Below are 24,505 nucleotides of genomic sequence, written 5' to 3' on the forward strand. Positions count from 1 at the left end.
CATAATCGAAAGGAATGAATAAACCTATGCGTTTAACTACAATGTTAACAAATGCTTGCCTGCTTGGTGCAGTTGTCACCGTTACATTATACGGACATACCGGTGCTGCATCAGCCCAGACGATCACACCTGTGCTGCTTCCGCCAGGTAAACCCGCTTCACAGATGACAACGCCAGCACCAGCTCAGAGCACTACGAATAATGCAGCTAATGCAGCGACTTCGTCCACACCGTCTACATCCACGGCACCTGCTGCAACGACGCAACCATCGGTTCCATCCGTTACGGTTACAGAGATGACAGGAGAATGGGGCGGTGTGACCAAGCTTAATAGCACGACCGCTATTCCGCTTATGGTCGAAGCGCAGAAGCGTTACGCCTATGTGATGGCTGGTGGGCAAGTCGAAGCGAATGCGGGCACATTCCAGCTCAAAGGGCAGACGTATCGTTATCTGTCTGACGATATCGGTACCAGCGTGAAGCTCAGAAACTATCTACAGCAGACATTTACCCGTCAGGCAAGTGACGCACTGATAGGTAAATATTTTATCCAGTATAATGGGCGCACAGCGCAACTGGACGCAGATGGTGGCAGCTTGCTAGAGTGGAATCGCTCTACAGCCAAAATGCTAAGCATGACCGATACAGCGCGTGTATATCGTCTGACCGTGCCTTATGCAGGCAACGCACAGCCAGTAGAACGGATCGTCGTCAAATTTAGTCTGGTAGATGGACTATGGAAAATAAACACCGCTCCGCATCTGATCTTTTAAAGATGAATCGCCGTTTCGAACAGCATCCTGTCGTTCGATGGATTGGCATGAATGCGATGAGGGTAAATTGTGGTAGAGACTATTTCGAGGAGGGGTCACCATCATGGCAATAACACTCAAAAAACTTAAGGACCAGGTTATCGTAATTACCGGTGCATCAAGCGGTATCGGTCTGGTGACAGCAAGAATGGCAGCAGCTAAAGGTGCGAAGGTCGTACTGGCTGCGCGTAATGAAGAGGCTATTATTCAACTGGCTGCTGAGCTTCGCGGCAAAGGTTATCCTGCAACATGGGTTACAGCCGATGTAGGTAAAGAAGAAGATGTGAAGCGTGTAGCCGAGACAGCCATTCGTACATTTGGCCGTTTTGATACATGGGTGAATAATGCAGGTGTATCGATCTTTGGCAAATCGACCGAAGTTAGCATTGATGATATGAAGCGTATGTTTGATACCGTATACTGGGGCGTTGTGTACGGCTCGCGCGTAGCGGCGCAGCATTTTATAGAGCGAGGTGTACCCGGTGCACTGATCAATGTAGGTAGCGTATTTGGCGATCGCGGTGTCGTGCTGCAATCGACATATTCTTCTGCCAAATATGCTGTACATGGCTGGACAGAAAATCTGCGTATGGAGCTGGAAAAGGACAAGGCGCCCGTATCGGTAACGCTTGTGCATCCAGGCCGGATCGATACACCATACAATGAGCATGCACATAGCTATCTCGACAAGCAGCCTGCCCATCGTGGTATGATCTATCCACCAGAATCGGTAGCACGTGCGATTTTGTATGCAGCAGAGCATCCAAAGCGTGATATGTTTGTCGGTTCACAGGCACGTCTTGGTGCGATGTTTGGCAATGCGGCACCGCGTCTGACAGATATTCTGTTCGAATCGCTCATGTTCCGCGGTCAGCAGTCGAAAGAACGTCCATCTATTCCGCAGGAAAAGAGCGCTTTGTACAACCCAGGCTATGGCCTGCATGAACGTGGCAGTCAGGAAGGACATGTTCGTAAAGGCAGCCTGTATGTCGAAGCTAATCGTCATCCGGTGATCACTACACTTGCTCTGGCAGGACTGGCAACACTCGTCTTTGCCTTTGCCAAAAATAAATGTGATCGCGACACAACAACAACGGTACGTCTGCCGCTGGAAACGATCGATCATGATGCACCGCAATAAGTGTAATCCAACACTATAGGTGCAAGCGATGCAAGCCATCTGACATACACAACTAGCCTATCGAAATGGTAACAGCAGCGTATATAGAAGCATAGCGTGTTGTTATTATAGTTGCCTATATGCCCATTAAGGATGTGCTCCCGTTTTTCCTTAGAGTCTTGGGGAGTAACGTTCTCTGATCATGTACGAGATGATCGTATTCATGTAGGATAAGATGATCGCATCAGGCACACAAAGAACAGCGCAACCGTATCATGACCATAGACATCATCAACACAAAATAGCCTCTTCATCTGCTTAACGGCAGGAGAAGGGGCTATTAATGTTAATGTCATCTAGTGTATGTTATTTTGATCCTTGCTACGGCAATATCCAATGTGCTCTCGTTTACACGTATGATAAGTATAGATTTTCTCAACAAGCATATTCATAGTTCTGTATACACCATACTAGCATCTCGATAACGGTAAAATTAAAGAACCCCCAAACCTCTACGACAACGCTGATTCTGCCGCTTCTTCCGTGACCTGCCTATGCTGAATACGGAAGCGAGAAGGGGTAATATGACAGCGTTCTTTAAATATACGATAAAAATATTTCATATCGTGCACGCCAACTTCTTCAGCAATTCGCTGCACATTCCAATCGGTCTCTAACAACAGTTCACAGCTTCGCAGCACACGGCAGTGTTGCAGCAATTGGATAAATGTAAATCCAGTTGCCTGCTTGAGCAGACGCTGTACGTGCCGCGGACTAATTGCGAGCCAGTCACATAGCTCTTCCAGCTTCACCGGCTGACGGTAGTGCATACGAATATAGCCTAATGTGAACTCGACCGGATTTTCGATATCCATTCGTGTGTGTGGGAATTGTACCTGATGCTGTACATATAGCGTATGCAGCAAATCGAGCAGTAAAATATATTGTTTATGACGATAGCCTGGCGGCTTATTCATTGTATTAATATGCATACCGTATAAAATGCGTGCCAGTTCCCCATTTTGCTGGCGATAACTGAGCCAGCTTTCAGTCTGTCGGAAAAATGCAGCCATATGCCCAAATTCCTCATCCCAGATTAAAGCATGGGTATCTATTTCTGGGCATAATACCTCGGATTTTAGCAAACAGTTCATCATTTGTAGTGGCTCTTGAGCATGCTCTGGCTTTTGCAGCATATGTGTAATTCCCGGTGGAATGAAAAATAGCTCGCCCTGGTGCACTTGAAAACATTGCTTTTCGATTAACAGCAGTCCGCTGCCTTCTGAAATATAAATAATTTCATAAAAATCATGGGCATGCTGCTGGTACGAATGATCGGCATCGATATCAATTATCATAAAGGCGAGCGGATTATTTTCTTCAAATGAATGTCTGGCTAATGGTGCAAGCGCAAACGGCGTAGGTGGAGTATATCGTGTCATCGTAAGTTCTGCCCCTTTATAAGCGTAACGTAAAGAAATAGCATGTAAATGAAATTGCAATTTAAAAATGACAGGACAATGTCGCAATTGCCCATAAAGCTGTCGTCTTTAACTATATTTCAAATTTTCACAGTTGGCTACAATAAATAAAGCAAGTGCATGGATATCGCATAAAAATGCGGTATTCAGGCGTTAGTAGCCTATTTCACTATTTGGAGGTTCAGGATGACTACACCATTAACTACCCATTTACCACATGAGAAAATGCCTTATTTGCTTCGCCGAGGTGAAGGAAAGCGATATTTGTTCGGTAATCAAGTGGCGACCATTATCGCAGATGCAGCTAGCACCGGACAGATGCTTTCAGCCGTCGTAATCGGTGGGGCAAAAGGAGAAAGCTTTCCACTACACACCCATACCGCTGCTTATGAATCGATCTATGTGCTGGAAGGAAGAGTACAATTCATTATCGGTTCAGAGAGCTATATGCTATTGCCGGGTGATTATGCACATATTGTACCTGGTACTGCCCACGCGTATCAGATGCTCGGTCACCGCAACCGCTTCATCTCCTATTCAATTGGTGCCGATCTGACAGCAATCTATCCTTTGCTTGGTGAAGTTCACGAACCGATCGAATATTTACCTTATTCATCGCATCGTGTTACCGACCAGCAACGTCAGCTCGTAGAACAACAGACCGATATTAGATTTGCGAAAGAAGATACGATATTTCCACAACAATATGAGCTTGTTAGCAATGCTGAACTACCTTCAGCGGCGATCAGCTATGTGCTGGAAAGTGGGGAAGGAGTACGTCTGTTGACCGGAGATCAGGTTCATCGACTGCTTGCTACACAGGCGACGACTGATGGCGAATATATCGTTGTTGCTAGCGATGGACCTAAAGGGGATGAAATCATCTCGCATTATCATGAGCATCATACGGAAACTTTCTTTTGTACACAAGGTCATATGACGATGTGGGCGAATGAACAGGAGATCAAGCTATTCCCAGGCGATTTCTTGCATGTGCCGGCAGGGACGGTACACTCCTATCGGTTGGAGGATCATTTTACAAAAGTGGTGGGTGTGCTTGCCAGCGGACTATTTGAACCATTTTTCCGTTTATTAGGTGATCCATATGAACATTATATGTTCCCAAGTGAACCTGGAGCCGCCCGAATTGATCGACTGATGGAACATATCGATCAGCTCGATTTGAAAATTGTTGGCCCGCCTAATGCTCATGCAAAATAAGCGTGATGAACACTGACGAAGTGAATTTGATGAGCACTGATAAAGTAAGTCTAACGAGCACTGACGAAGTGAATTTGATGAGCACTGATAAAGTAAGTCTAACGAGCACTGACGAAGTGAATTTGATGAATACTGATGAAGTAAGCCTAACGAGCACTGACGAAACGAATTTGATGAATACTGATGAAGTAAGCCTAACGAGCATTGACGAAACGAATTTGATGAGCACTCATGAAGTAAGTCCAATGAAAACTTACGAAGTAAATTTGATGAGCATCGACGAAGTGAGTCTAACCAGTAGTAACAAAGCAAAGCTAACAATTTTTAATATATCGGATGAGTATAGTCATATTAGAGCGTCATCTCGTCGTTGGACGTAGATGTGATGGTGCTGAACAGTAAGGTAGATGAATGATGAAAATTATTGTAATTCTGGCGTTTTCTATGGTTTTATCGGTTATGAACTCGACGATGTTTAATGTGGCATTACCTGCATTACGAGCAGAATTTGAACTGACTAGCTCGCAGGTAAGCTGGGTTGTGACCGGTTATATTATTATTTATGCGATCGGTTCTGTCACGTATGGCAAGCTTGCAGATCGATACCGCTTAAAAAATCTGCTTACATTTGGCTTGTTGTTGTTTGCGGTTGGTTCTGTGCTCGGTTTTACCGCTAGCAACTATGCGATGGTCGTAGCCGGGCGAATTTTGCAATCGGCTGGTGCATCGGTCATTCCAGCAGCATCGATGGTGATTCCGATTCGTTATGTCGATGCATCGCAGCGTGGTCGTGCGTTAGGCATTACGTCATCAGGCATGGCATTAGGTACCGCGCTGGGACCGATTGTGGGTGGGCTAGTAACGAGCTTCGCAGATTGGCGATATTTGTTTGCGATCAGCCTGTTGTCGCTCATTACCATTCCTTTTTTTCGAGCTTATTTGCAAAAAGACGAAGTGCGGAATGTGCGTATTGATTTGCCGGGCGGTGTATTGCTGGCGCTGGCGGTAACGCTCGTATTACTGGCAATCACAACATGGTCGTTCATACTCGCTGTGCTCGCCTTGTTTATGTTTGGTGTCTGTATCGTTTATATTCGACGAGCGCCGCAACCGTTTATCGATCCTGCTCTATTCAGCAATCGAGCGTATACAGTTACGATGCTCATTGCCTGTCTGCTGCTTGTGTTTAATCTTTGTGTGCCGTATTTGATCCCACAGTTATTAAGTACCGTGAATCGTTTAAGCTCGTCTACGATTGGGCTTGTCATGTTTCCGGGAGCTTTGATTGCGGCTATATTCGGAATCATCGGTGGACGTATCGCAGATCGACATGGCAATATGCGCTTACTCCGTATTGCTGCTACATTACAGCTGCTAACGTATGGATTGATTGCGCTATTCACCGGTGGCTCGTATATCGTCATCATGCTATTGCTCATTGTAGGCAATACAGGACTAACTTTTGCTCAGATTGGACTCGCTAATGCAGTCTCTCGTACATTGCATGGGACGCAGGTTGGAGTTGGCATGGGGATGTATATGATGCTTAGCTTTATTAGCGGAGCAATCGGTACGACGGTGCTTGGATTGCTGCTGGATCGAGGATATGATAGCTGGTCGCCTAATATGCTATTTTTTAGTGGGCAGGGCAACCTGTTCAGTATAATCTTCTTTGTATTTATGATCTGGATGGCGCTGGTGTGGCTATTCGGTTTTCGGCAATTACGCAGATCATGAGTTATTGATACGATAAGGCTGACATAAAAGCCAAACTGTAACTGTACAGCCTACGATACACCATTCGAAGAAATACTGAAACACAAGTACAGGTAGAAGCATAAGTAAAAGGAATACATGAAAGCACAGGTTACAATACAAGTACAATACAAGTACAATAAAAGTACAAGTATAAAAGAAGAAAAATTGAATACCTGGCGATAGAGGAGCAGAAGATTGTATTTCTGTTCCTCTATTTACATTTCGCATATAATCAAATTTATATTGCAAAATGCATATCAAAACATACATCCGATTTAAATTTGTATATATTTCAAATATAAACGGGCGTTAAAAGTTTATTTATTTTTGATTATGTCCGTTTATTATTGACATTACCCTGGTAAAGATTTAATCTAAAGATAGTATAAGAGATTAAACTAATGCTGTTTAATACAAGCTACCGTATCTCACTGCTATAACCTGACTTCATGCAATATAAGGCAACCATTTTTAAAGATATATGTGAAAAAAATAACAATGTAGCCATAAGATCATTTCCATTAAAGGGGCGAATACGATGAGTACATTGAATAACCATCACACAATAGCCTGGCATCATCCATTGGACATCCCGTTCATACACGAAATGGCGAAAATCACGTTATGTATGTGGCGTTCAGGCTGGGATGAGCGCAATGGAGGAAATATTAGCTGTATTTTGGATGAGCAAGAGGTGGCTCGTTATCTGGACATTACGCATGTAAAGCGAACGCTGGAGCCTGCATTTCCAGTGGCAGAGCTGGCAGGGAAGTATTTTATCGTTACCGGTTCGGGAAAGTATTTTAAAAATGTGATGGATGACCCGGAGAGCAATCTCGGTGTAATACGTGTATCGGCGGATGGACAGCAGCTTGAAGTGTTATGGGGATTGCATAATGGTGCTGTACCGACGAGTGAATTGCCTACTCATTTTATTACACATAGGGAACGATTGCACATCGATCCACAACATCGGGTCGTCATTCATAATCATGCGACCTATACGCTGGCAATGACGTTTGTGCATGAACTGGATGAGCGGCAATTGACCAGAACATTATGGAAAATGTGTACAGAATGCATCGTTGTCTTTCCCGATGGTGTTGGCATCGTGCCGTGGATGATTCCAGGTACGAGCGAAATCGGACGCGCCACAGCCGATAAGATGCAACATTATCGTGCTGTCATCTGGCCACAACACGGCATTTTCGGTACGGGCAATTCAATTGATGAAGCATTCGGCTTAATCGAAACGATCGAAAAAGCGGCACAAATCTATATGCTGATCGCGCATTTGCCCCGACGTCAGAACATTACGGATGGTGAGCTGGCTGCGCTGGCAGCAGCATTTGGCGTAACGCCGCGACCGGATATTTTGCAGCTATAACCCGGATAGGAATGAACGAAATGAATACAATTGAACTAGCATAGATAGCTACAACAAACCCACCAGATCACATGCGCACTATCATTTCCGGCGCATGTGATCTGGTGGGTTTATAATTTGCTTCTTTATGGCTATAAACGAAACGCCATATGATATGTGTTTAATATTTTAATAAAACTGTGCAAACTTACATAAGTATAAAACATACAGAACGAAGACCAGAAAATAAGAGCATAAGAAAATGAGTGCAAGATTACACGGGCAATCGCACGATAAACGTACTTCCTTGCCCTGGCGAACTGTACACCTGAATCGAACCTTGATGCGCTTCGGTAATCCAGCGTGCAATCGACAACCCCAATCCATAGCCTTCAACCTGACGCGTGCGCGATTTATCGACACGATAAAAACGATCAAACACATACGGCTGATCCTCTGCCGGTATGCCAATTCCAGTATCACTTACTTTGATCAGCACACCATATGGCTTTTCATATATCCATTCCAGTGTGAGCGACACGTGTCCACCTGGCGGTGTATATTTGACCGCATTATCGAGCAAAATAATAAACAGCTGACGTATACGCTCTGCATCACAGCGAATAACGAAGGCATCCGCTAGATCATAATGTAGTTCAATCCCTTTAGCTACGGCTAGCGGACGAATCGACTCGACCGTGCGTGCTGCTTCGGTCTCCAGATGATGCTCATCCAAGTGTAACTCGCTATGACCTGAATCCGAACGTGCCAGTGTAAGCAGACTGCCAGATAGCTGAATCATGCGCCGAATCTCTTCTTTCATATTGTGCACGACTTTAGCAGCAAACGGATTCTGTTCAACCGATTCTTCCATTTCCAGCGTATCAATCGAGGAGAGCAGCACGCTGAGCGGAGTACGCAGTTCGTGTGAAGCATCGGCGGTGAATTTGCGTTGCTGTTCATACGATGCAAAAATCGGCACCATCGCTTTCGCTGCCATCCGGTAACTAAAATATACAGCCAGCGCACAAAAGAGCAGAAATGCCGCCCCCAGCCACATCATTAAATTGAAAAATTGATGATACGAGCCGGTGACATCTTTACCTACATACAGTGTACCAATCGGCTTGCCTTTGCTGTACAGTGGTTCTCCAGTAATAATCATCCGAATGGGCTGTGGTTTTAAAGCATCATTGGAAAACGACTTTAGTTTGGGCGCATCGTTGTCCTCGTCCTGTCGCTGTTCTGGTAAGCGAATCGCACTGCCTGCAAGTAACACATGTTGATTGCGATTAACCGGAAGTTGCGTTCCATGTGCCCGTGCTTTTTGAATGAGTGTTTTGAGGCTAGCAGAGTAGATCGAAGTACCGGTTTTGATCTCACCGCTCGGTTCAATTAACACATTGCCCATCGCATACGTATCATACAGGGTGTAGTATTCGATATATTCATCGAGCGAATCGTCGCTATCATCCTGACGATCCTGCATCAATCCGTGTATTTTCTGTTCCATCGTTTCGCGAACATCAATCGTTGGACTGAAAATCAGCAAATAGTAGAGCAATCCATACAAAATAAGGACGAATAAGAGCAGGAAAGCGATCAGAATCATACTATATTTCCAGGTTAGATTACGCTGTGTTTTTTTGAAAATATTGTCGTTCGGACGGCGTCTGCGCAGCCATCTATTTGTCCACTTTATAACCGAGTCCTCGTGCACTCTGGATCAGCTCCTTGTTGTCCAACTCGGCAAGCTTACGTCGCAATAGCTTGATTGTAGCATCAATCGTTTTCGGTCCCACATCGCTTTCCATTCCCCATACCCGATCCAAAATAACCTCACGTGTTAGTACAACACCACGATTTTGTACAAGCAGATCGAATAGTTGAAATTCCCGCGGCGTGAGCTGTACCGAACGAGAATCGAGCGATACACTTTGTTCGGTGCGATTGAGCACAAGTTCACCGAATTTCATTTCCTCTGTCTGAATAGGTGCATAATTACGCCGGGATAATGCGCGTAATCGTGCCAACAATTCTCCGATCTCAAATGGCTTAACGAGATAATCATCCGCCCCCGCATCCAAACCATCAATCCGATCCTGTAGTGCATCGCGCGCGGTTAGCATCAGAATCGCGCCTGTATAACCTTCTTTACGAAGCCGTAAGCATAAGTTTAACCCGTCACCATCCGGCATCATCCAATCCAGAATCAAAATCGAATAAGAGCCATATTCTACATGGGCGTAAGCATCATTGCCCGTTGTAACCCAGTCTACCGTATAGCCTGCCTTTTTTTGTAACATGTGTACGATCAATTCGCCCAGACGCGTATCGTCTTCAGCCAGCAGAATATGCATCGCATTCCCTCATCTTTCTATCGTGTAGTCCATCCTAATTTCAGCATATCATGTTGGAGTGAAAATGGAATGAAATTCAGAAGCCTATCGTTTGTTAGCGGTGTCCGCCTGGTATTGATTTTTATCATAGTAGCTAAAAAAAAGATATCAACCGTCACAATTTCACCATAATTTCACCATTGCCGATTACACTCAGTACCATCAAGTAGCTGCAACGCGGCACGAAAAGCAGCGAACTACGAATTAAAGTCTTGCTTCCATGCACGAATTGAAGTTTTGCTTCCATGTATGAAAGTCTTCTTTCCATCCTACAATAAAGGAATGTGATCATGATGAAAAATCAAACATTAATTAAATGGGCTACCGGTGTATCAAGCGCACTTGTATTTACAGGCTTTGTCGGCTTTATCGGATATACAGGCAAAACAACCGCTTCCGCCGCAACTACGAATGATACGACTACAGGTACGACAACGGCAGCAGCAGCGACGGATCCAGACCAGCAGGTGTCCGCTTCACTCCAAAATCAGTGGAAACAGGAAACGAATAATCAAGCGAATCAGCAAAACGGCAGCTATGTAGACACGATGACAACCGCACCGACATTTACAGCGGCTAAGCATCATGATCAGATGGCACACCGCACAGCCCATTCGGATACGACGAGCCAAAAGTCAACCACATCAAAGCACAGTTCAACAGGTGCATCATCTACGAATAGCGGCTCTTCAAGCTCATCATCGAAACAGCATACAACCGTCGCACCTGAATCATCAGCTGCAACTTCTGCTTCTCAGGAAACAACGGTTCGTCCGCGTACACATGCTTCGTGATGGAGAACGGCGATATCGTCATGTGATAACTCATCTTTTTAAAGATACCGACATGATTTTCAAAGCTACCTAAAGGGAGTCATGTAAACAGTCGTTAGCACTATGAAGATGCTTTGATCGACATCAGCGGTCAAGACAGGAGGAAACGATATGCATCGTTTTCAAGCAATGAATTCGAGCTTTCATACAGCCGGTTTACGGGCGGGGCATGAGGTAGAAGCAGAGTCATGGTTTGCTTTTGTGGAGCGACATTTGAGTCGCTTCAAGCGGGATAGTGAATTGTCCCACTTAAATGCGCAGGCAGGCTATCCATTTTATGCTTCAGCATTAATGTATCAGGCGGCAAGAGAGGCACTGCATTTTTACGAGCAAACAGACGGTTTGTTCAATCCGTTTATGGGACAACGATTATGTCAGCTCGGTTATGACCGTATTATGGATTGGGAACGTTCTTCAGGGCATCAGTCCACACTTCAAATGATTGCTGATCCGCAACAACAGGAACAAAAGCAACAAAAAACACAAAACGTACAAAAAGCTCCATCAGCTATAAGTTTGATTTCGACTGGAACCTTCGGAAAAAGGCTATATACACTGGATCCGATTTTGCAAACGATTCATCTGCATCCAGACGTACAGCTGGATCTAGGCGGCATTGCCAAAGGCTGGAGCGCAGCCCAACTAGCGATGATGTTACAGGAGCAAGGGGAAAGTAGCGGTATGATTGATGCCGGTGGTGATCTCGTCATCTGGGGAAGCCAGCAGCGAGAATACCATGTAGAGATTGCTGATCCGTGGGAAAGTCATAGGACAGCAGCAACGATAGAGCTGAATCAAGATGCCGGTATCGCAACGAGCAGCACGCTGCGGCGTAGCTGGCAGGGCAGCGATCAGCGTTCGTATCATCATCTGCTTGATCCGCGTAGTGGAACATCGGCACAATCGGAATGGGTACAAATGACGGTGATCAGTCCATCGTTAACCCTTTCCGAAGTCTATGCCAAATGTGTACTCATTTTAGGAGCAGATGAAGGTCCAGGCTGGCTACGTCGACAATGTTCTGATGCAGCGATGATCGGTATTCGTAACGATGGCATATGTGTTATTGATGGGCCTATTGCTCACTATGGACAATTTTACAGGCAAGGAGAGTGGATCACTTATGAGCAACATATGGCATGAGATCGGACAATATGTAAGTGTATGGTATACATCGCGAGCAGCAGGATTAACAGCATATTTGCTGTTATTCGTAGCCGTCAGTGCAGGCTTACTGCAAGGCAGCAGCTTTGCCAAAGGCAAACGTAAAGCAATAGTCAGTCTCATTCACCAGTGGTGCGGCTGGTTCGGTCTATTGTTTGGTATGGTGCATGGACTGGTGCTTGTATTTGATGATTATATTCACTATTCAATCTGGAATATATTGATTCCGTTTACGGCTCCATACAAACCAATCTGGACCGGGCTTGGAACGATGACATTGTACCTGTTCCTGATCATTATGCTGAGTTCAGACATGATGAAAAAGGTAGGGAAAAAGGTCTGGCGTGCTATTCATTTTCTAGCATTGCCTACGTATAGTATGGCGCTCGTGCACGGTATGCTGCTAGGCACAGATGTAAAGTCTGCACCAATTTTCTGGATGTATGTGGTGACCGCTACCATTACGTTCATCCTGCTGTATGCACGTATCTTTTTGTTCAAAAAGCCAACAGCTCGTAAACTGGCGGCATCCAAGCCAACAGCTGCGGCATAAACGTCAACATAAAAGCTTCAATAGTAGCTCAAAATAAACAAGGTTTTGTTTAAATAATATAGACGCATAGAGGAATCCAGGACTGCATCAGCAGACCGGATACCGTCTGTGCGTTTTTGCGTCTGAGTATGGTATAATGCTGGCAATGTTAAATTAGTATTAGAACCTGGTACTAAGACGTGCTATACTATATAGAACACTCTGGACGATTGAAACCATTTGAACATATAAAGGAGTAATGAAATTGAATTATCAAGATTGGATCGCACCCGAACGGTATAATATCACCTCTGAAATGGAAAAACATCCGTCTGCACGCCTTGCTTTAAAATGGTTAGATGAAGCAGGCAACCATGAAGATATCACATATGGCGCACTACTGGAGCAGGCGAATCAATTGGCAAACGGCTTGAAGCAGCTTGGATTACAGCAGGGAGACAAGGTGCTGGTCATGGTACCAAGACAGATTATCGCTTATGTTATTTATCTGGCCTGTCTGAAAAGCGGCATTATTATTATTCCATCCTCTGAGATGCTACGTGCTAAGGATCTAGCGTATCGTCTACGTAACTCTGGTGCACGGGCCGTGATCGCCTGGTCCAGCGTAACATCAGAAGTGGATAGCATCGATGAGGAATTGCCAGATTGGGCATGGAAGATCGCTGTGTCTGCGGATCATGCAGAAGTATTAGAGGGCTGGCATGGACTGGATCAGCTCATGGAACAGCAACCGTCCAGCTTTACTGCTGCCGATACACATCGCGATGATATGGCAATTCTGGCGTACACGTCCGGTACAACCGGTAATCCGAAAGGCGTAGTGCACAGTCACGGCTGGGGCTATGCGCATCTGCGTATTACCCGTCCCTGGCTTGACATTCGTGAGCAGGATATCGTCTGGGCAACAGCAGCACCGGGCTGGCAAAAGTGGATTTGGAGTCCGTTCCTGTCTGTATTAGGCTGGGGCGTAACCGGGCTTGCATATAATGGTAGTTTCAAACCGCACCGTTATCTGGAGCTGCTGCAAGAGCATGAAGTGAATGTGCTTTGCTGTACGCCGACAGAATATCGTTTAATGGCAAAAACAGAAGGTTTGGAGCAATATGACCTGTCTCAGCTTCGCAGTGCTGTATCGGCAGGCGAGCCGCTCAATCAAGAAGTGATTCATACGTTTGAGCGTCATTTTAATATTACGATTCGAGATGGATACGGACAGACGGAAAGCACACTCATTATCGGTAATCTAAAAGATGCACCTATTCGTCTGGGCGCGATGGGACAATCGATCGCACCCGGACTTGTCGAAGTGATCGATGAAGATGGCAAGCCGCTTCCAGCCGGCGAAGTAGGGGATATCGCTGTACGTACAGATATGCCAGCCTTATTCCACGGTTATTATTTGGACCCTGCGCGTAAAGAGGCAAGCCTACGTGGCGATTACTTTGTCACCGGCGATCGTGCCAGCCGTGATGAAGAAGGGTATTTCTGGTTTGAAGGACGCGGAGATGATATTATTATTAGCTCAGGTTATACGATTGGCCCATTTGAAGTAGAGGAAGCACTGATGAAGCATGCTTCTGTCAAAGAATGTGCTGCCGTGGCAAGTCCGGATGAGATTCGCGGTAATGTAGTCAAAGCCTTTATCGTGCTGCGTGATGGTGTAGAAGAAAGTCCAGAACTTGTTAAACAATTGCAAAATCATGTCAAAAACTGGACAGCTCCATACAAATACCCACGCAAAATCGAATTTGTAGCCGATCTTCCTAAAACTAGTTCCGGTAAAATACGCCGGATCGAGCTACGCGAAGCGGAGAAGCGTGCGTTCCGCTCTGAGCAGGGTTAATTTGCCCGAATAGAGCGATCTCATATTCGTCCGTATTTCAGTCCTGGGTTCGCCATGCCGATTGCACAACGATTCCAACGACAAATAGACGAATACTGCAAATATTCAATATAAGAGCATCTTTTGTAGCGATAGATGGACTGGCTGCAAAAGATGCTTTTTTATGTTTAATCTGACAGTTTAAATCATGCTGTACATAAATTTGTGAATATAGCCGAAAAATGCAATAGATGAAAAATTTAAAATAGTTAAAATAAGTAGTCATCTCCTACATCATCCATATCCATCCATATTTGTACTTGCAAAATGAGCCTGTCACAAACGGCATAAAGAGTATCGAAAAAGAATTCATATAAGTAAGCAGATTAGATATTCATTTTAATGCGATTTTGTTCGATAACTATCTTAAGTCGTGTATGTTGTTGGAGGACAAGCTGATGTATATTTTCCTAAATGCCATATTATTATCTTTTATTCCATTTGTTCTGCTCGGTTTTCTGGCTGTTGAAATATTGTTACGCCAACCTGAACATCGTTTACATCAATTAACGATGTTGTTAATTAGCGGCTTATCGCTTATATTTCTATCTGATTTTTTAACGCAAGTATTAGATTATGACCTTGTGCGTATGTTTAATCCTGATGCTACGTATATATTTAGCTTTATCGCGATGAGCTTACTTATTTACTTTTTTGCGATGCTTAGTCGAATTAGCTTTCCAGCTCTATTGCTGCATATTTCTGCGGCACCTCCCTGGATTGCGATTGTATTGATGATAGTGAAACCGTCTACGTTTGCAATTACATTGAAGCAGGGAGAGTATTGGAGAGCGGAAGTTCACAATCCTAATTTTGATACGCTATTTCTCATTGTGGCTGGGTATTCATTGAGTTACTTATTGTTAGTCATGCTATTTGGGTATAGCAAGCTTAAGCGACAGAGAAAATATCAAAGTGAGCAACGGATGATGCTAACGATTATGCGTGGCAGCAGTCTCGCTTCCATGTGGCTGGTCGTTTCTTTTGTGATTAGTGGGTTGAATGAAGAAAGCTCCATCGTGCCACTCGACAGCTTGCCTACTTATGCTGGTCTCATTCTAGCGTGCACGTTGCGTATAGCGATGAAAAAGCATCAGTTTCTTGCGGTTTCAGAGCAGCGTTATAAACTGTTATTCACCTTATCCAGCAGTGGTATCGCGTTAGTTAATTCAGAAGGGATTACCGTAGAAACGAATCCAGCATTCAATCAGCTTGCCGGTATAACGAATCAGAAAGAAATGAATCTGATCGAAATTATTCCACCTGAGAATCATGCGCGCTATAACGACATTATGCGGCAGGCTTTTATGGACGGAAAAATGCAGCAAAATTTGCAGGTGCAAGTAGTCAATCTTCAAGGCATACCGTACACGGTGGAAGTGAGTAGTGACTTTTTGGAGATCGAAGGTGTATTACATTGTTATCTTCTCGTCCGAGATATTACGCAGCAACAGGAAAATGAAGCACGACTATTGGAACTAGCGTATACCGATTCATTGACCGGTCTGGCTAATCGTTATCAATTCAATTTACGTTTGCAGGAAGCATTGGAACGCTCCCTCAAATATCGCACTCGTGTTGTCGTGATGCAGATGGATCTGGATCATTTTAAATGGATTAATGATACGATGGGCCACTCGGCAGGCGATCTGTTGCTGATCGATGTGGCAAGATTGATTCGTTTACAGGCGCCCCCTAATAGTGTAGTTGCACGTATGGGCGGAGATGAGTTTGCATTACTGGCTGAGCTTGGACCGGGTCAGGGAGATACGGTAGCTGCCCATATTGCCAATCAGATTTTGCATGGCTTTGAGAAACAGATCGTACTGCGTGATAAGCATTATCATGTTTCCTGTAGTATAGGCATGTGTACGGCTCCAGAAGATGGTCAGGACCCGGAAACATTGCTGCGTAATGCCGACACAGCTATGTATGCGGCAAAGCGTATGGGGCGCAATCAATATCAACTATTTAATGAGACGTTAAAAAGCGCTGCCGAGCAGTATTTGCTTATGCAGCAAGGATTGGAAACTGCACTGGCACGAGAAGAATTTTCGCTCGTATACCAGCCACAAATCGATAGCCGTAGCGGTGCGGTAATCGGTGCGGAAGCATTGCTACGCTGGAACTCTGCCGAGCTGGGGTTTGTCTCTCCGCAGGATTTTATTCCGATCGCAGAACAAAATGGGATGATTCGGCAGATCGGAGAATGGGTGATGCTGGAGGCTGTAAGGCAAGCAGCAGCATGGATTAACCAGGGCGGCTACGATAAGATGCAGATTTCAGTCAACGTTTCCGCCAGTCAGCTCAGTGATCCAGCCTTTTCGTATAAGGTCGCTAGTGTGCTACGAAGCACTGGATTACCACCAAGACTGCTCTGTTTGGAGTTTACCGAAAGTGTAGCGATTCGCGATGAAGAGCATATTATCGCCATGTGTGATGAGCTGGTGAGTATGGGTGTTACACTTGCTGTGGACGACTTTGGATCAGGATTTTCCTCCATGCGTACCGTAACCGCGTTCCCATTCCAGTTTATCAAAATCGATCGCTCACTTATTTATGATATTGACCGTAATCCGCGCAATGAAGCTGTGGTGCGTTCAGTGCTTGAGCTTGCTGACCGGCTCAATATGTATGTGCTTGCCGAAGGCGTAGAGAAGCTGGAGCATGTAAATATGCTGCAACAGCTTGGCTGTTATTATATTCAAGGCTATTATTATGCACGCCCGATGGCGTTAGAAGTGTTTGAACAGTGGATGCAGAATCGTGAAATCAATATCAAGTACCCTTCCTGATGGGGAGTAATAAACATCTCCTTTTCAGGAAAGGTATTGGATATGGCGAGCAACTATTGGACATGAAGAGCAACGCCAACAACAAGATTGAATTTAGAACGTCAGCGGTGCAATGCTATTAAATGTAGGATTACTATAGCTAAAGCTCATAGGTATATAGTTAATAGCGATAAGACGGTAACAGTGGGCAGGAATAGATGCCAGTCAAAGAGAAAGAGATTTGAGTAATAAAAATTAGCAACGGATATAGAAACAGAAATAATGTATACCGTAAAAGGAACCGGTTTGTATGATGCCAGGCGGTTTCTTTTTGTGGTTTTTGGTGTTGTTTTACTGCTTAGAGGGCATAATACTTAAAATCGTAATGATGAAGGATGGTAATACATACTTAAGCATTACAATTTTAAGTACGGTAATATCTAAGGATGGTAATACACTAAGGATCGTAATGCCTTATGTTCGTTTTACATATAGCTGGCGGGTTTAGTAGTACAGGCTACCTTCATGCAAACTCACTGGTTGGAATCATATTTTGCAAGCAAAGGCTTGGATTGTATAGTCTATCTATGCTACGATAACTCCGTGTTACGATAGAATGAGTCTGCCCTGGACGTGAACGGGTAGGTCGCCAAGTCAAAGGGGGAACGGCATTGACACTGCAACAGCTCCGCTATGCGATTGAAATCGCGAATTGCGGCTCGATGAACGAAGCCGCCAAGCGGCTCTTTATTTCCCAGCCGAGTTTGTCCAATGCCATTAAGGAATTGGAAAATGAATTGGGAATCTCGATCTTCGACCGAACGAATCGGGGAATTAGCATTTCGGTAGAAGGGATGGAATTTCTCGGCTATGCGCGCCAAATTATCGAGCAGGCCGAACTGATCGAGAATCGCTATCATGGCAGTAAGCGCAATCTGATTCATTTCTCTGTATCGACACAGCATTATGCGTTTGTCGTCGATGCATTTGTGAAGCTGATGGAGCAGAGTGATATTAACGAATACAATTTGCATTTACGGGAAACGCAAACGTACAACATCATTGAAGATGTGAAAACACTACGTAGCGATATTGGCATTTTGTATATTAATGAGCGCAACTTTAAAGTCATGAACAAATTGTTCAGCGATGGCAACCTGATGTTTACACCATTATTTAATACGAGTCCGCATATTTTTGTGCGTTCCGGACATCCGCTGGCGCAAAAGGAATATGTGACCACGCAGGATGTGAGTGCGTATCCGTACATTACATTTGATCAGGGAGCGAACAATTCACTGCATTTTTCCGAGGAAATGGTCAGTTTCTCCAATGTAGTAAAAAGTATCAAAGTGAACGATCGCGCCACACTGGCGAATCTGTTGGCCGGTACGAATGGGTATACGATCGGGACAGGGATTCTTGTATCGCAGTTTAACTATGAACAGCTAATCGCTGTACCGCTACAGACGACAGAAGACTTCACCGTTGGCTGGATTGCACACAAAGATCGTAAGCCAAGCGATATCGCTTCCAAATATATCGATATCCTGAATGATCTCGTATCCAATAGCTATTTGAATATGAATCAATTTTTATTATAGGAGGAGCATATGTCCATTCCAATGACAGGCACACGCAGAATTCATCCTCCATTTCGTTGTGATATCGTGGGCAGCTATCTGCGTCCGGAGACACTGCGGGAGGCAAGATTTCAATTTGAAAGTGGCGAAATAAGCGCGGAACAGTTGAAAGTGGTGGAGGATGAAGAAATTACTCTGCTCGTCAACAAGCAAAAGGAGATGGGGCTACAAACGGTCACCGATGGCGAATTTCGTCGCGGCTGGTGGCATCTCGATTTCTTCTTTGGTGTGCAGGGCACAGAGAAAATTGGACTGCCTACGGCTGGTATCGATAACCGCAATCGGGCAGAGAGCTTTCGAGTCGTTGATAAAATCTCATTTGGCGATCATCCGATGCTGGATCATTTTCGCTTTTTGAAAACGCTGGCAGGCGATCGCGTAGCGAAAATGACGATTCCATCACCGGCACTGTTCCATTTTGTAGAGAGCTATAATGGCAATGAAGTGTACGATGATCCAGAGGAATTGTATCGCGATATTATCGCTGTCTACCGCGATGCCATTCAGGCGTTTTATGATGCAGGCTGTCGCTATTTGCAGCTCGATGATACAACATGGGGCACGCTATGCAGCAGCCGTCATCGGATGTTAATTCGCAATCGCGGACAGGACCCGGATCAACTCGCTCGTGATTATGTGCGCTTGATTAACGAGAGTATCGCTGAGCGTCCAGACGATATGACGATTGCGCTGCATGTGTGTCGTGGCAATTTCCGCTCTACCTGGTTTGCCGCTGGTGGGTATGAACCTGTGGCGGAAGAGCTGTTCAGCCATACGAAAGTAGACGCTTTTTTCCTGGAATACGACAACGAACGTGCTGGCGATTTCCATCCGCTACGTTATATTAAGGATCAGTTTGTCGTGTTGGGATTAGTCACGACCAAGCACGGAGGACTGGAAAGCAAAGATATGCTCAAAGAGCGCATCGCCGAAGCGACAGGCTTTGTTGATCTGGATAAGCTCTGTCTAAGCACACAATGCGGCTTTGCTTCGACCGAGGAAGGCAATATGCTAACTGAGGAAGAGCAATGGAATAAGATTCGCCTTGTACGTGAAACGGCGAATGAGGTGTGGAATAGCAACTCGGTATAATTGCTTACTAATTTTCAATCATATTTCTAAATAGGGATGACTAGATATGGGACATGAACTTAAAAATTGCATTGCAGTAATTTTGATAAAGTACAGTGATCCTATATAGTACTGCAACCCTGCATCTTTCTAGTGGAATCTCTCTACAGAATGTATGGAATGTAGTCTTCTCCTTATAAATGAGTTTAATAATGTAACTTCTCTAAACGCTTCTAATTGCAGAAGCGTTTTTATTTTTGACTGGGATGACAGACGCAATTGTAGCTTTGAATGTGATGAGCCAGTCCTCCATTTGAAGCGTCTTTTCGAAAAGGTTAAAATAATGAGCACAATCAACATTTTATGAAAATAACATACCAGCATAGTGGGTAATACAGCATATACAACGAATGGAGTGTGAACATCATGGCACTGGACCCAGAAGTACAAGAAATGGTAGACAATTTCAATCGTTTGCAGATTCCTCCGATTCATAAAATACATCCGAAAATGATTCGTATCATCGAAGCGAGAATGGCGCGCAAGCAGGTAACTCATCCCACACCATTGTATGATGTGAAAAAGGAGAAGATCAAGCTTCCTCATCGCAAACTCAAGCTGCGCATTTATACACCAATAGCGAATGAAAGTGGGATACCGCAACCGGCGATTGTATTTTATCATGGTGGTGGCTGGGTGATTGGTAGTCTCGATTCGCATGATGAGCTATGTCGCCGTTTAGCCATAGGATCAGGCTGCTGCGTGATCGCCGTCGATTATCGACTTGCCCCGGAGCACCCGTTTCCAGCAGCGATGCAGGATGCTTATGATGCGTTCAATTACATTACTGAACATGCTGAGCAATGGCAGCTCGACCGTTCACGTATTGCCGTTGCAGGGGATAGTGCAGGCGGTAATCTAGCCACGGTCGTCTGTTTAGCCGCCAAAGATAACGGCACAACAATGCCAGCTGCCCAGCTACTTTTTTACCCCTCAACAGGTAAAGGCGAAGGGACACTATCTTACCAAGAAAACGGCCAGGGCTATATTCTGACCGCGGATATGATGAGCTGGTTTGAAAAAAGCTATTTTACCGGCGCAGAAAATGCTAAAGAACCATACGCATCGCCACTACTTGCAAACGACCTAACAGGCATGCCGCCAGCAATTATTATTACCGCCCAGTACGATCCCCTGCGTGATCAAGGTGCCAACTATGCAGAACGTCTTAAAGAAAGTGGTAACGAAGTCCATTACGAATGCTACGATGGCATGATTCACGGTTTCGCTTCCCAACTTCAACTGCACCGCTCCGCCGAAGCCGTGCGCAAAGCTAGCCAACAGGTGGGGGAATGGTTGAGGATTTCAGAATAACGAGCTTGTCAATATGTAATCAAAATGAGGATTGAAATAGGAGAGCAGGCAAAGGGTCTACTATGATTGCTGTTAATGAAAAAGAATACCTTTGAAGCATAGGAATCTACACTTATCTCTAATCAGTAGGTTTTTATGCTTCAACCAGAGGTGTTTCCTTATTGCTTTTCGAAGTGATGGCACTCTGTATAATCATTATCTTATATAACTTTATGTAATAAGAATTAGACTCTACACATCTGCATACAAATTTAAATCCCCTACATACTTGAACTAACAAGTCTGTAGGGGTTTAATCATTAACAGCAATATTCAATTGTAAACGATCCTCCTATAGAACAATCCACATGCCTGACATGGTTACTTTCGCCGTCCATGCTGCCGATTGTCGTTGCTCTGCAGACGCAGACAACCGTTTAGCGATTGTTTTCATTGATGTCATAGCTTACTTTTCGGATGCCGATGCATCGCGAAGGCTATGCTTGCTTCACAGCCATTTTCTACAGGCGTGTGAGCGATCTATGCTATTCAATCCACTCGACTCGGATTGAAGCGTAATTTCGTCCGTACATTTCCATTACATCATCCATGTCTTTGCATATGGGATGATTTCCAGCATACCACGTCTTCACGAAAAACGTTGTCACATTCGTTTTTCTAGCGTGAACTACGCTCTAGTATGCATCGCTAACCTGTTTCATTGGAATCCTGCTCCCTTCCTAACAAGTAACTACATGCTTGCTCGAAAATAGCATTTTTCTCAGTTCACAGCCTTTCTTCATAATGGAAAACAGTTAATCGATCATTTCATTCCATACATCACTTAATCGTACTTCATGTTTACCGCAAATCCATTGTACCTGTACATTTTACTCGAGAATCCATAAATCATTCATTATTCAAAAACATCATTCACAAAATTGAATTTCGTTTTGCTTTACTTGTTTTACAAAAACGTACTTCAACGAGTTACTGGTTTCGCATGAGATGAGTTTCCCACATACCCACGAACTACGAAGAATGTTTTCACGGACATCCTTCTATATGCAGTCGATTACAGTATGCTTCGCTTTCGTTATTGCAATGGAATCCTGCTCCCTTCCTAGCAACCAGATGAGTTTGCTTGAAAACAGTTCATTCCTTACCTACTTTCCATTGGTTCAATTTCAGCAGTGCAATTTCTTCACCTTATGCGTTCCCGCATACTCCCATTTCACGAAAAACGCTGTCACTACGCTTTCCTTGCGTGAAATCGTGCCGGTATGCTTCGCTAACCTGTTTCAACGGAATCCTTCCCCTTTCGTGCAAGTCATTTCTTGCTTGTCTTGCTTGAAAAAGTGTGTCCCTTGTTTCGTCCAATGGTCTAAGTTGTGCGGTCAACCTATTCCTCAATCTGCGCATCGAGCGTTTTCACGGACGCCAATTTGTTCTGCAGTTGAGCGAATAAGGGGCAATAACTTACGCCACTAGACGATTCTCTCCTTTCCTAAAGCGTAGGAATTGATGGAGTGAATCACCTGCAACAATGCTTGGTGTCTTGCGTTAAAGCGTTGCTGTTTGGTGATGTCTACATCATATACCGTGTCATCGGAAAATGAAAGCGGTGTAAAGATCGTTAAATCAGTGTAAAATCCGATTTATGTAAAATAAATCCCGTTTGCGTGCAAATCCAGCTTTTTCCTTTTGTTTATGAAGATTTACGTGAAAATTGGTCATTCACTCGCTTGTAAATTCATCTGACGATAGAGAGGGAAGAGTAGCTAAACCGTTGGTGTATAAGGCTTTTTAAGTAAAAGTACCAACAGCAAATAAAAATAATGTTGACAAGAAAAATTTAAAAACTAACAAACAAGTATTTTGGAACATGTTCATTTGTAAGTTGAAATGAGCAAATGTGTAAAATAGTAGTGTTAACAATAATGAATGAAGATCTGTATTAGTTGAGCTTGAATCGCGTGCATAACATGTACATAAATAGTTGTATATTTTCCTGGCTACTAGCTATAGATCGTCAAAGCTACATATCTTTATCTCTAATCTTTATCTCTAAAAAATTGCCTAATCATTTCACATTTTCGCACTATGTGTGCGGTATACATCATACATTGCTCATGAGCCTAAAAACAGGCCGAAGTATTTGCGTCATACCCCGGTGATAATTGGGTAATACATGATGTACAGCTACGGAAAAACGTGAAGGATAACAACATAGAATGTAGCAGCACAATCAACATGGTAAAACACATAGCAGCATATCCAAGCGAATGGAGGAGATCCTGTGAGAAACCCGATCAAAGAATTAATGGGCATCAAGGACAGCATTAATGATGTAAAAGGCACGATGGATGAGATCAAAGCGATGCTTGACGATGTGAAAGGGGATGTAGACGAAGCTCAGCAGAAGCTGCAAGGTACGATGGAGCATGCCAAGTCTACTTCTGAAAAGGCGAAACTATCTGCGGATCAATTGAAGCAGGCGCTAGGTGAGGTGAGTGTCGGTCTTGGTGCATCCAAGCAGCATATGGAATCAACCAAAAAAGATATTCAACAAACCGCTTCGGTTATTAAAGGCTTGTTTGGCAACGTATCCTATAAATCTAACACTTCGCTGCCTACGGGAAAACAGGATATGGCTTCATCCGGCACGATGACAAATTCCAATACAGATAGCTGGCTACAGGATATAGAGGGAGCACAATTATTCAAAGAAGGCCCGGCTTATTTTGTAAAGCGTGGTGGACAAATCATCGGCGAAATTACGTATATCCCAGGTCCTGAAAACGATACATGGACGCTGAATCATACGTATGTTGATCCACAATTCCGTGGTGGCCGCATCGCTAAAGGGCTATTAGACACCGTTGTACATGCAGCACGGTTAGAAGGGAAAAAGATTTTCCCAACCTGCTCGTATGCGCTTGTACAGTTTAAGCGTGATCGTAGTTATCACGATGTATGGTTACGCACCTAATAATCAAAACAGTTAAAGCTGCACATACACGATAACTTCAGAACGTGTGAACCAGGATAAAAAAGATCAAGATATGATTGTAT

Annotated in this window: 17 protein-coding genes; 14 read left to right on the plus strand and 3 right to left on the minus strand. The window is 44.3% G+C overall.

All coding sequences use genetic code 11. The features are described from left to right. Window positions 1-26 precede the first annotated feature (26 nt). Together AAHF22_RS04440 and AAHF22_RS04445 are read left to right on the plus strand one after the other, a co-directional pair. Entirely contained in the window at window positions 27-773 is a 747-nt protein-coding gene (locus AAHF22_RS04440) for a DL-endopeptidase inhibitor IseA family protein (RefSeq protein ID WP_347323758.1), read from the plus strand. A gap of 103 nt (window positions 774-876) precedes the next feature. Beyond that, window positions 877-1,953, plus strand: a complete 1,077-nt coding sequence (locus AAHF22_RS04445; RefSeq protein ID WP_347323759.1) for an SDR family oxidoreductase — start codon at window positions 877-879, stop codon at window positions 1,951-1,953. Window positions 1,954-2,444: 491 nt separating this feature from the next. Here AAHF22_RS04445 and AAHF22_RS04450 read toward each other — a convergent pair whose 3' ends face one another. Next, the gene (locus AAHF22_RS04450; protein ID WP_347323760.1) at window positions 2,445-3,374 is read right to left on the minus strand and encodes a helix-turn-helix domain-containing protein; all 930 of its coding nucleotides are present in this window, start codon (window positions 3,372-3,374) and stop codon (window positions 2,445-2,447) included. 225 nt (window positions 3,375-3,599) lie between these two features. Between AAHF22_RS04450 and AAHF22_RS04455 the strand changes: the two genes are divergently transcribed. The 3 genes from AAHF22_RS04455 to rhaD all read left to right on the plus strand — a co-directional run bounded on the left by AAHF22_RS04455 (window position 3,600) and on the right by rhaD (window position 7,779). Next, a complete protein-coding gene (locus AAHF22_RS04455; RefSeq protein WP_347323761.1) occupies window positions 3,600-4,634 on the plus strand; it encodes a quercetin 2,3-dioxygenase in 1,035 nt (344 codons plus the stop codon). A gap of 414 nt (window positions 4,635-5,048) precedes the next feature. Then, the gene (locus tag AAHF22_RS04460) at window positions 5,049-6,371 is read left to right on the plus strand and encodes an MFS transporter (RefSeq protein WP_347323762.1); all 1,323 of its coding nucleotides are present in this window, start codon (window positions 5,049-5,051) and stop codon (window positions 6,369-6,371) included. A gap of 559 nt (window positions 6,372-6,930) precedes the next feature. Next, the gene (rhaD, locus tag AAHF22_RS04465) at window positions 6,931-7,779 is read left to right on the plus strand and encodes a rhamnulose-1-phosphate aldolase (protein WP_347323763.1); all 849 of its coding nucleotides are present in this window, start codon (window positions 6,931-6,933) and stop codon (window positions 7,777-7,779) included. Between the two features lie 253 nt (window positions 7,780-8,032). Here rhaD and AAHF22_RS04470 read toward each other — a convergent pair whose 3' ends face one another. After that, window positions 8,033-9,478: a sensor histidine kinase gene (locus tag AAHF22_RS04470; RefSeq protein WP_347323764.1), complete on the minus strand. Its 1,446-nt coding sequence runs from the start codon at window positions 9,476-9,478 to the stop codon at window positions 8,033-8,035. After that, complete coding sequence (locus tag AAHF22_RS04475; protein ID WP_347323765.1) at window positions 9,444-10,118, minus strand: response regulator transcription factor; 675 nt, start codon at window positions 10,116-10,118, stop codon at window positions 9,444-9,446. The genes AAHF22_RS04470 and AAHF22_RS04475 overlap by 35 nt, the downstream gene beginning before the upstream one ends. A 329-nt stretch (window positions 10,119-10,447) precedes the next feature. Between AAHF22_RS04475 and AAHF22_RS04480 the strand changes: the two genes are divergently transcribed. From AAHF22_RS04480 to AAHF22_RS04520, 9 genes are all read left to right on the plus strand, one after another. Further along, on the plus strand, window positions 10,448-10,951 hold the full coding sequence (locus tag AAHF22_RS04480; protein WP_347323766.1) for a hypothetical protein: 504 nt from the start codon (window positions 10,448-10,450) through the stop codon (window positions 10,949-10,951). A gap of 150 nt (window positions 10,952-11,101) precedes the next feature. Then, window positions 11,102-12,133, plus strand: a complete 1,032-nt coding sequence (locus AAHF22_RS04485; RefSeq protein ID WP_347323767.1) for an FAD:protein FMN transferase — start codon at window positions 11,102-11,104, stop codon at window positions 12,131-12,133. Further along, window positions 12,114-12,707 (plus strand): ferric reductase-like transmembrane domain-containing protein, encoded by a 594-nt coding sequence (locus AAHF22_RS04490; protein WP_347323768.1) that lies wholly within the window; start codon window positions 12,114-12,116, stop codon window positions 12,705-12,707. Before AAHF22_RS04485 ends, AAHF22_RS04490 begins: the two co-directional genes overlap by 20 nt. Before the next feature lie 295 nt (window positions 12,708-13,002). Continuing rightward, entirely contained in the window at window positions 13,003-14,550 is a 1,548-nt protein-coding gene (locus AAHF22_RS04495) for an acetate--CoA ligase (RefSeq protein ID WP_347324105.1), read from the plus strand. A gap of 437 nt (window positions 14,551-14,987) precedes the next feature. Continuing rightward, window positions 14,988-17,384 (plus strand): putative bifunctional diguanylate cyclase/phosphodiesterase, encoded by a 2,397-nt coding sequence (locus AAHF22_RS04500; RefSeq protein WP_347323769.1) that lies wholly within the window; start codon window positions 14,988-14,990, stop codon window positions 17,382-17,384. Window positions 17,385-18,034: 650 nt separating this feature from the next. Beyond that, window positions 18,035-18,967: a LysR family transcriptional regulator gene (locus AAHF22_RS04505; RefSeq protein WP_347323770.1), complete on the plus strand. Its 933-nt coding sequence runs from the start codon at window positions 18,035-18,037 to the stop codon at window positions 18,965-18,967. Between the two features lie 9 nt (window positions 18,968-18,976). Continuing rightward, window positions 18,977-20,098, plus strand: coding sequence for a 5-methyltetrahydropteroyltriglutamate--homocysteine S-methyltransferase (locus AAHF22_RS04510; protein WP_347323771.1), 1,122 nt, complete (start codon window positions 18,977-18,979; stop codon window positions 20,096-20,098). A gap of 405 nt (window positions 20,099-20,503) precedes the next feature. Next, on the plus strand, window positions 20,504-21,451 hold the full coding sequence (gene lipP1, locus AAHF22_RS04515) for a LipP1 family hormone-sensitive lipase (protein ID WP_347323772.1): 948 nt from the start codon (window positions 20,504-20,506) through the stop codon (window positions 21,449-21,451). Window positions 21,452-23,729: 2,278 nt separating this feature from the next. Further along, a complete protein-coding gene (locus AAHF22_RS04520) occupies window positions 23,730-24,422 on the plus strand; it encodes a GNAT family N-acetyltransferase (protein ID WP_347323773.1) in 693 nt (230 codons plus the stop codon). Window positions 24,423-24,505 lie beyond the last annotated feature (83 nt).

The sequence above is a fragment of the Paenibacillus wenxiniae genome (assembly GCF_039822605.1).
In the GTDB taxonomy this organism is placed as follows: Bacteria; Bacillota; Bacilli; order Paenibacillales; family Paenibacillaceae; genus Saccharibacillus; species Saccharibacillus wenxiniae.

Excerpts from the sequence above, each read along its gene's own strand:
- AAHF22_RS04495 (WP_347324105.1), top strand. The coding sequence starts at position 13,003 with ATGGAAAAACATCCGTCTGCACGCCTTGCTTTAAAATGGTTAGATGAA.
- AAHF22_RS04500 (WP_347323769.1), top strand. The coding sequence starts at position 14,988 with ATGTATATTTTCCTAAATGCCATATTATTATCTTTTATTCCATTTGTT.
- AAHF22_RS04480 (WP_347323766.1), top strand. The coding sequence starts at position 10,448 with ATGATGAAAAATCAAACATTAATTAAATGGGCTACCGGTGTATCAAGC.
- AAHF22_RS04490 (WP_347323768.1), top strand. The coding sequence starts at position 12,114 with ATGAGCAACATATGGCATGAGATCGGACAATATGTAAGTGTATGGTAT.
- AAHF22_RS04455 (WP_347323761.1), top strand. The coding sequence starts at position 3,600 with ATGACTACACCATTAACTACCCATTTACCACATGAGAAAATGCCTTAT.
- AAHF22_RS04445 (WP_347323759.1), top strand. The coding sequence starts at position 877 with ATGGCAATAACACTCAAAAAACTTAAGGACCAGGTTATCGTAATTACC.
- lipP1 (WP_347323772.1), top strand. The coding sequence starts at position 20,504 with ATGGCACTGGACCCAGAAGTACAAGAAATGGTAGACAATTTCAATCGT.
- AAHF22_RS04475 (WP_347323765.1), bottom strand. The coding sequence starts at position 10,118 with ATGCATATTCTGCTGGCTGAAGACGATACGCGTCTGGGCGAATTGATC.
- AAHF22_RS04485 (WP_347323767.1), top strand. The coding sequence starts at position 11,102 with ATGCATCGTTTTCAAGCAATGAATTCGAGCTTTCATACAGCCGGTTTA.
- AAHF22_RS04460 (WP_347323762.1), top strand. The coding sequence starts at position 5,049 with ATGAAAATTATTGTAATTCTGGCGTTTTCTATGGTTTTATCGGTTATG.
- rhaD (WP_347323763.1), top strand. The coding sequence starts at position 6,931 with ATGAGTACATTGAATAACCATCACACAATAGCCTGGCATCATCCATTG.
- AAHF22_RS04450 (WP_347323760.1), bottom strand. The coding sequence starts at position 3,374 with ATGACACGATATACTCCACCTACGCCGTTTGCGCTTGCACCATTAGCC.
- AAHF22_RS04440 (WP_347323758.1), top strand. The coding sequence starts at position 27 with ATGCGTTTAACTACAATGTTAACAAATGCTTGCCTGCTTGGTGCAGTT.
- AAHF22_RS04510 (WP_347323771.1), top strand. The coding sequence starts at position 18,977 with ATGTCCATTCCAATGACAGGCACACGCAGAATTCATCCTCCATTTCGT.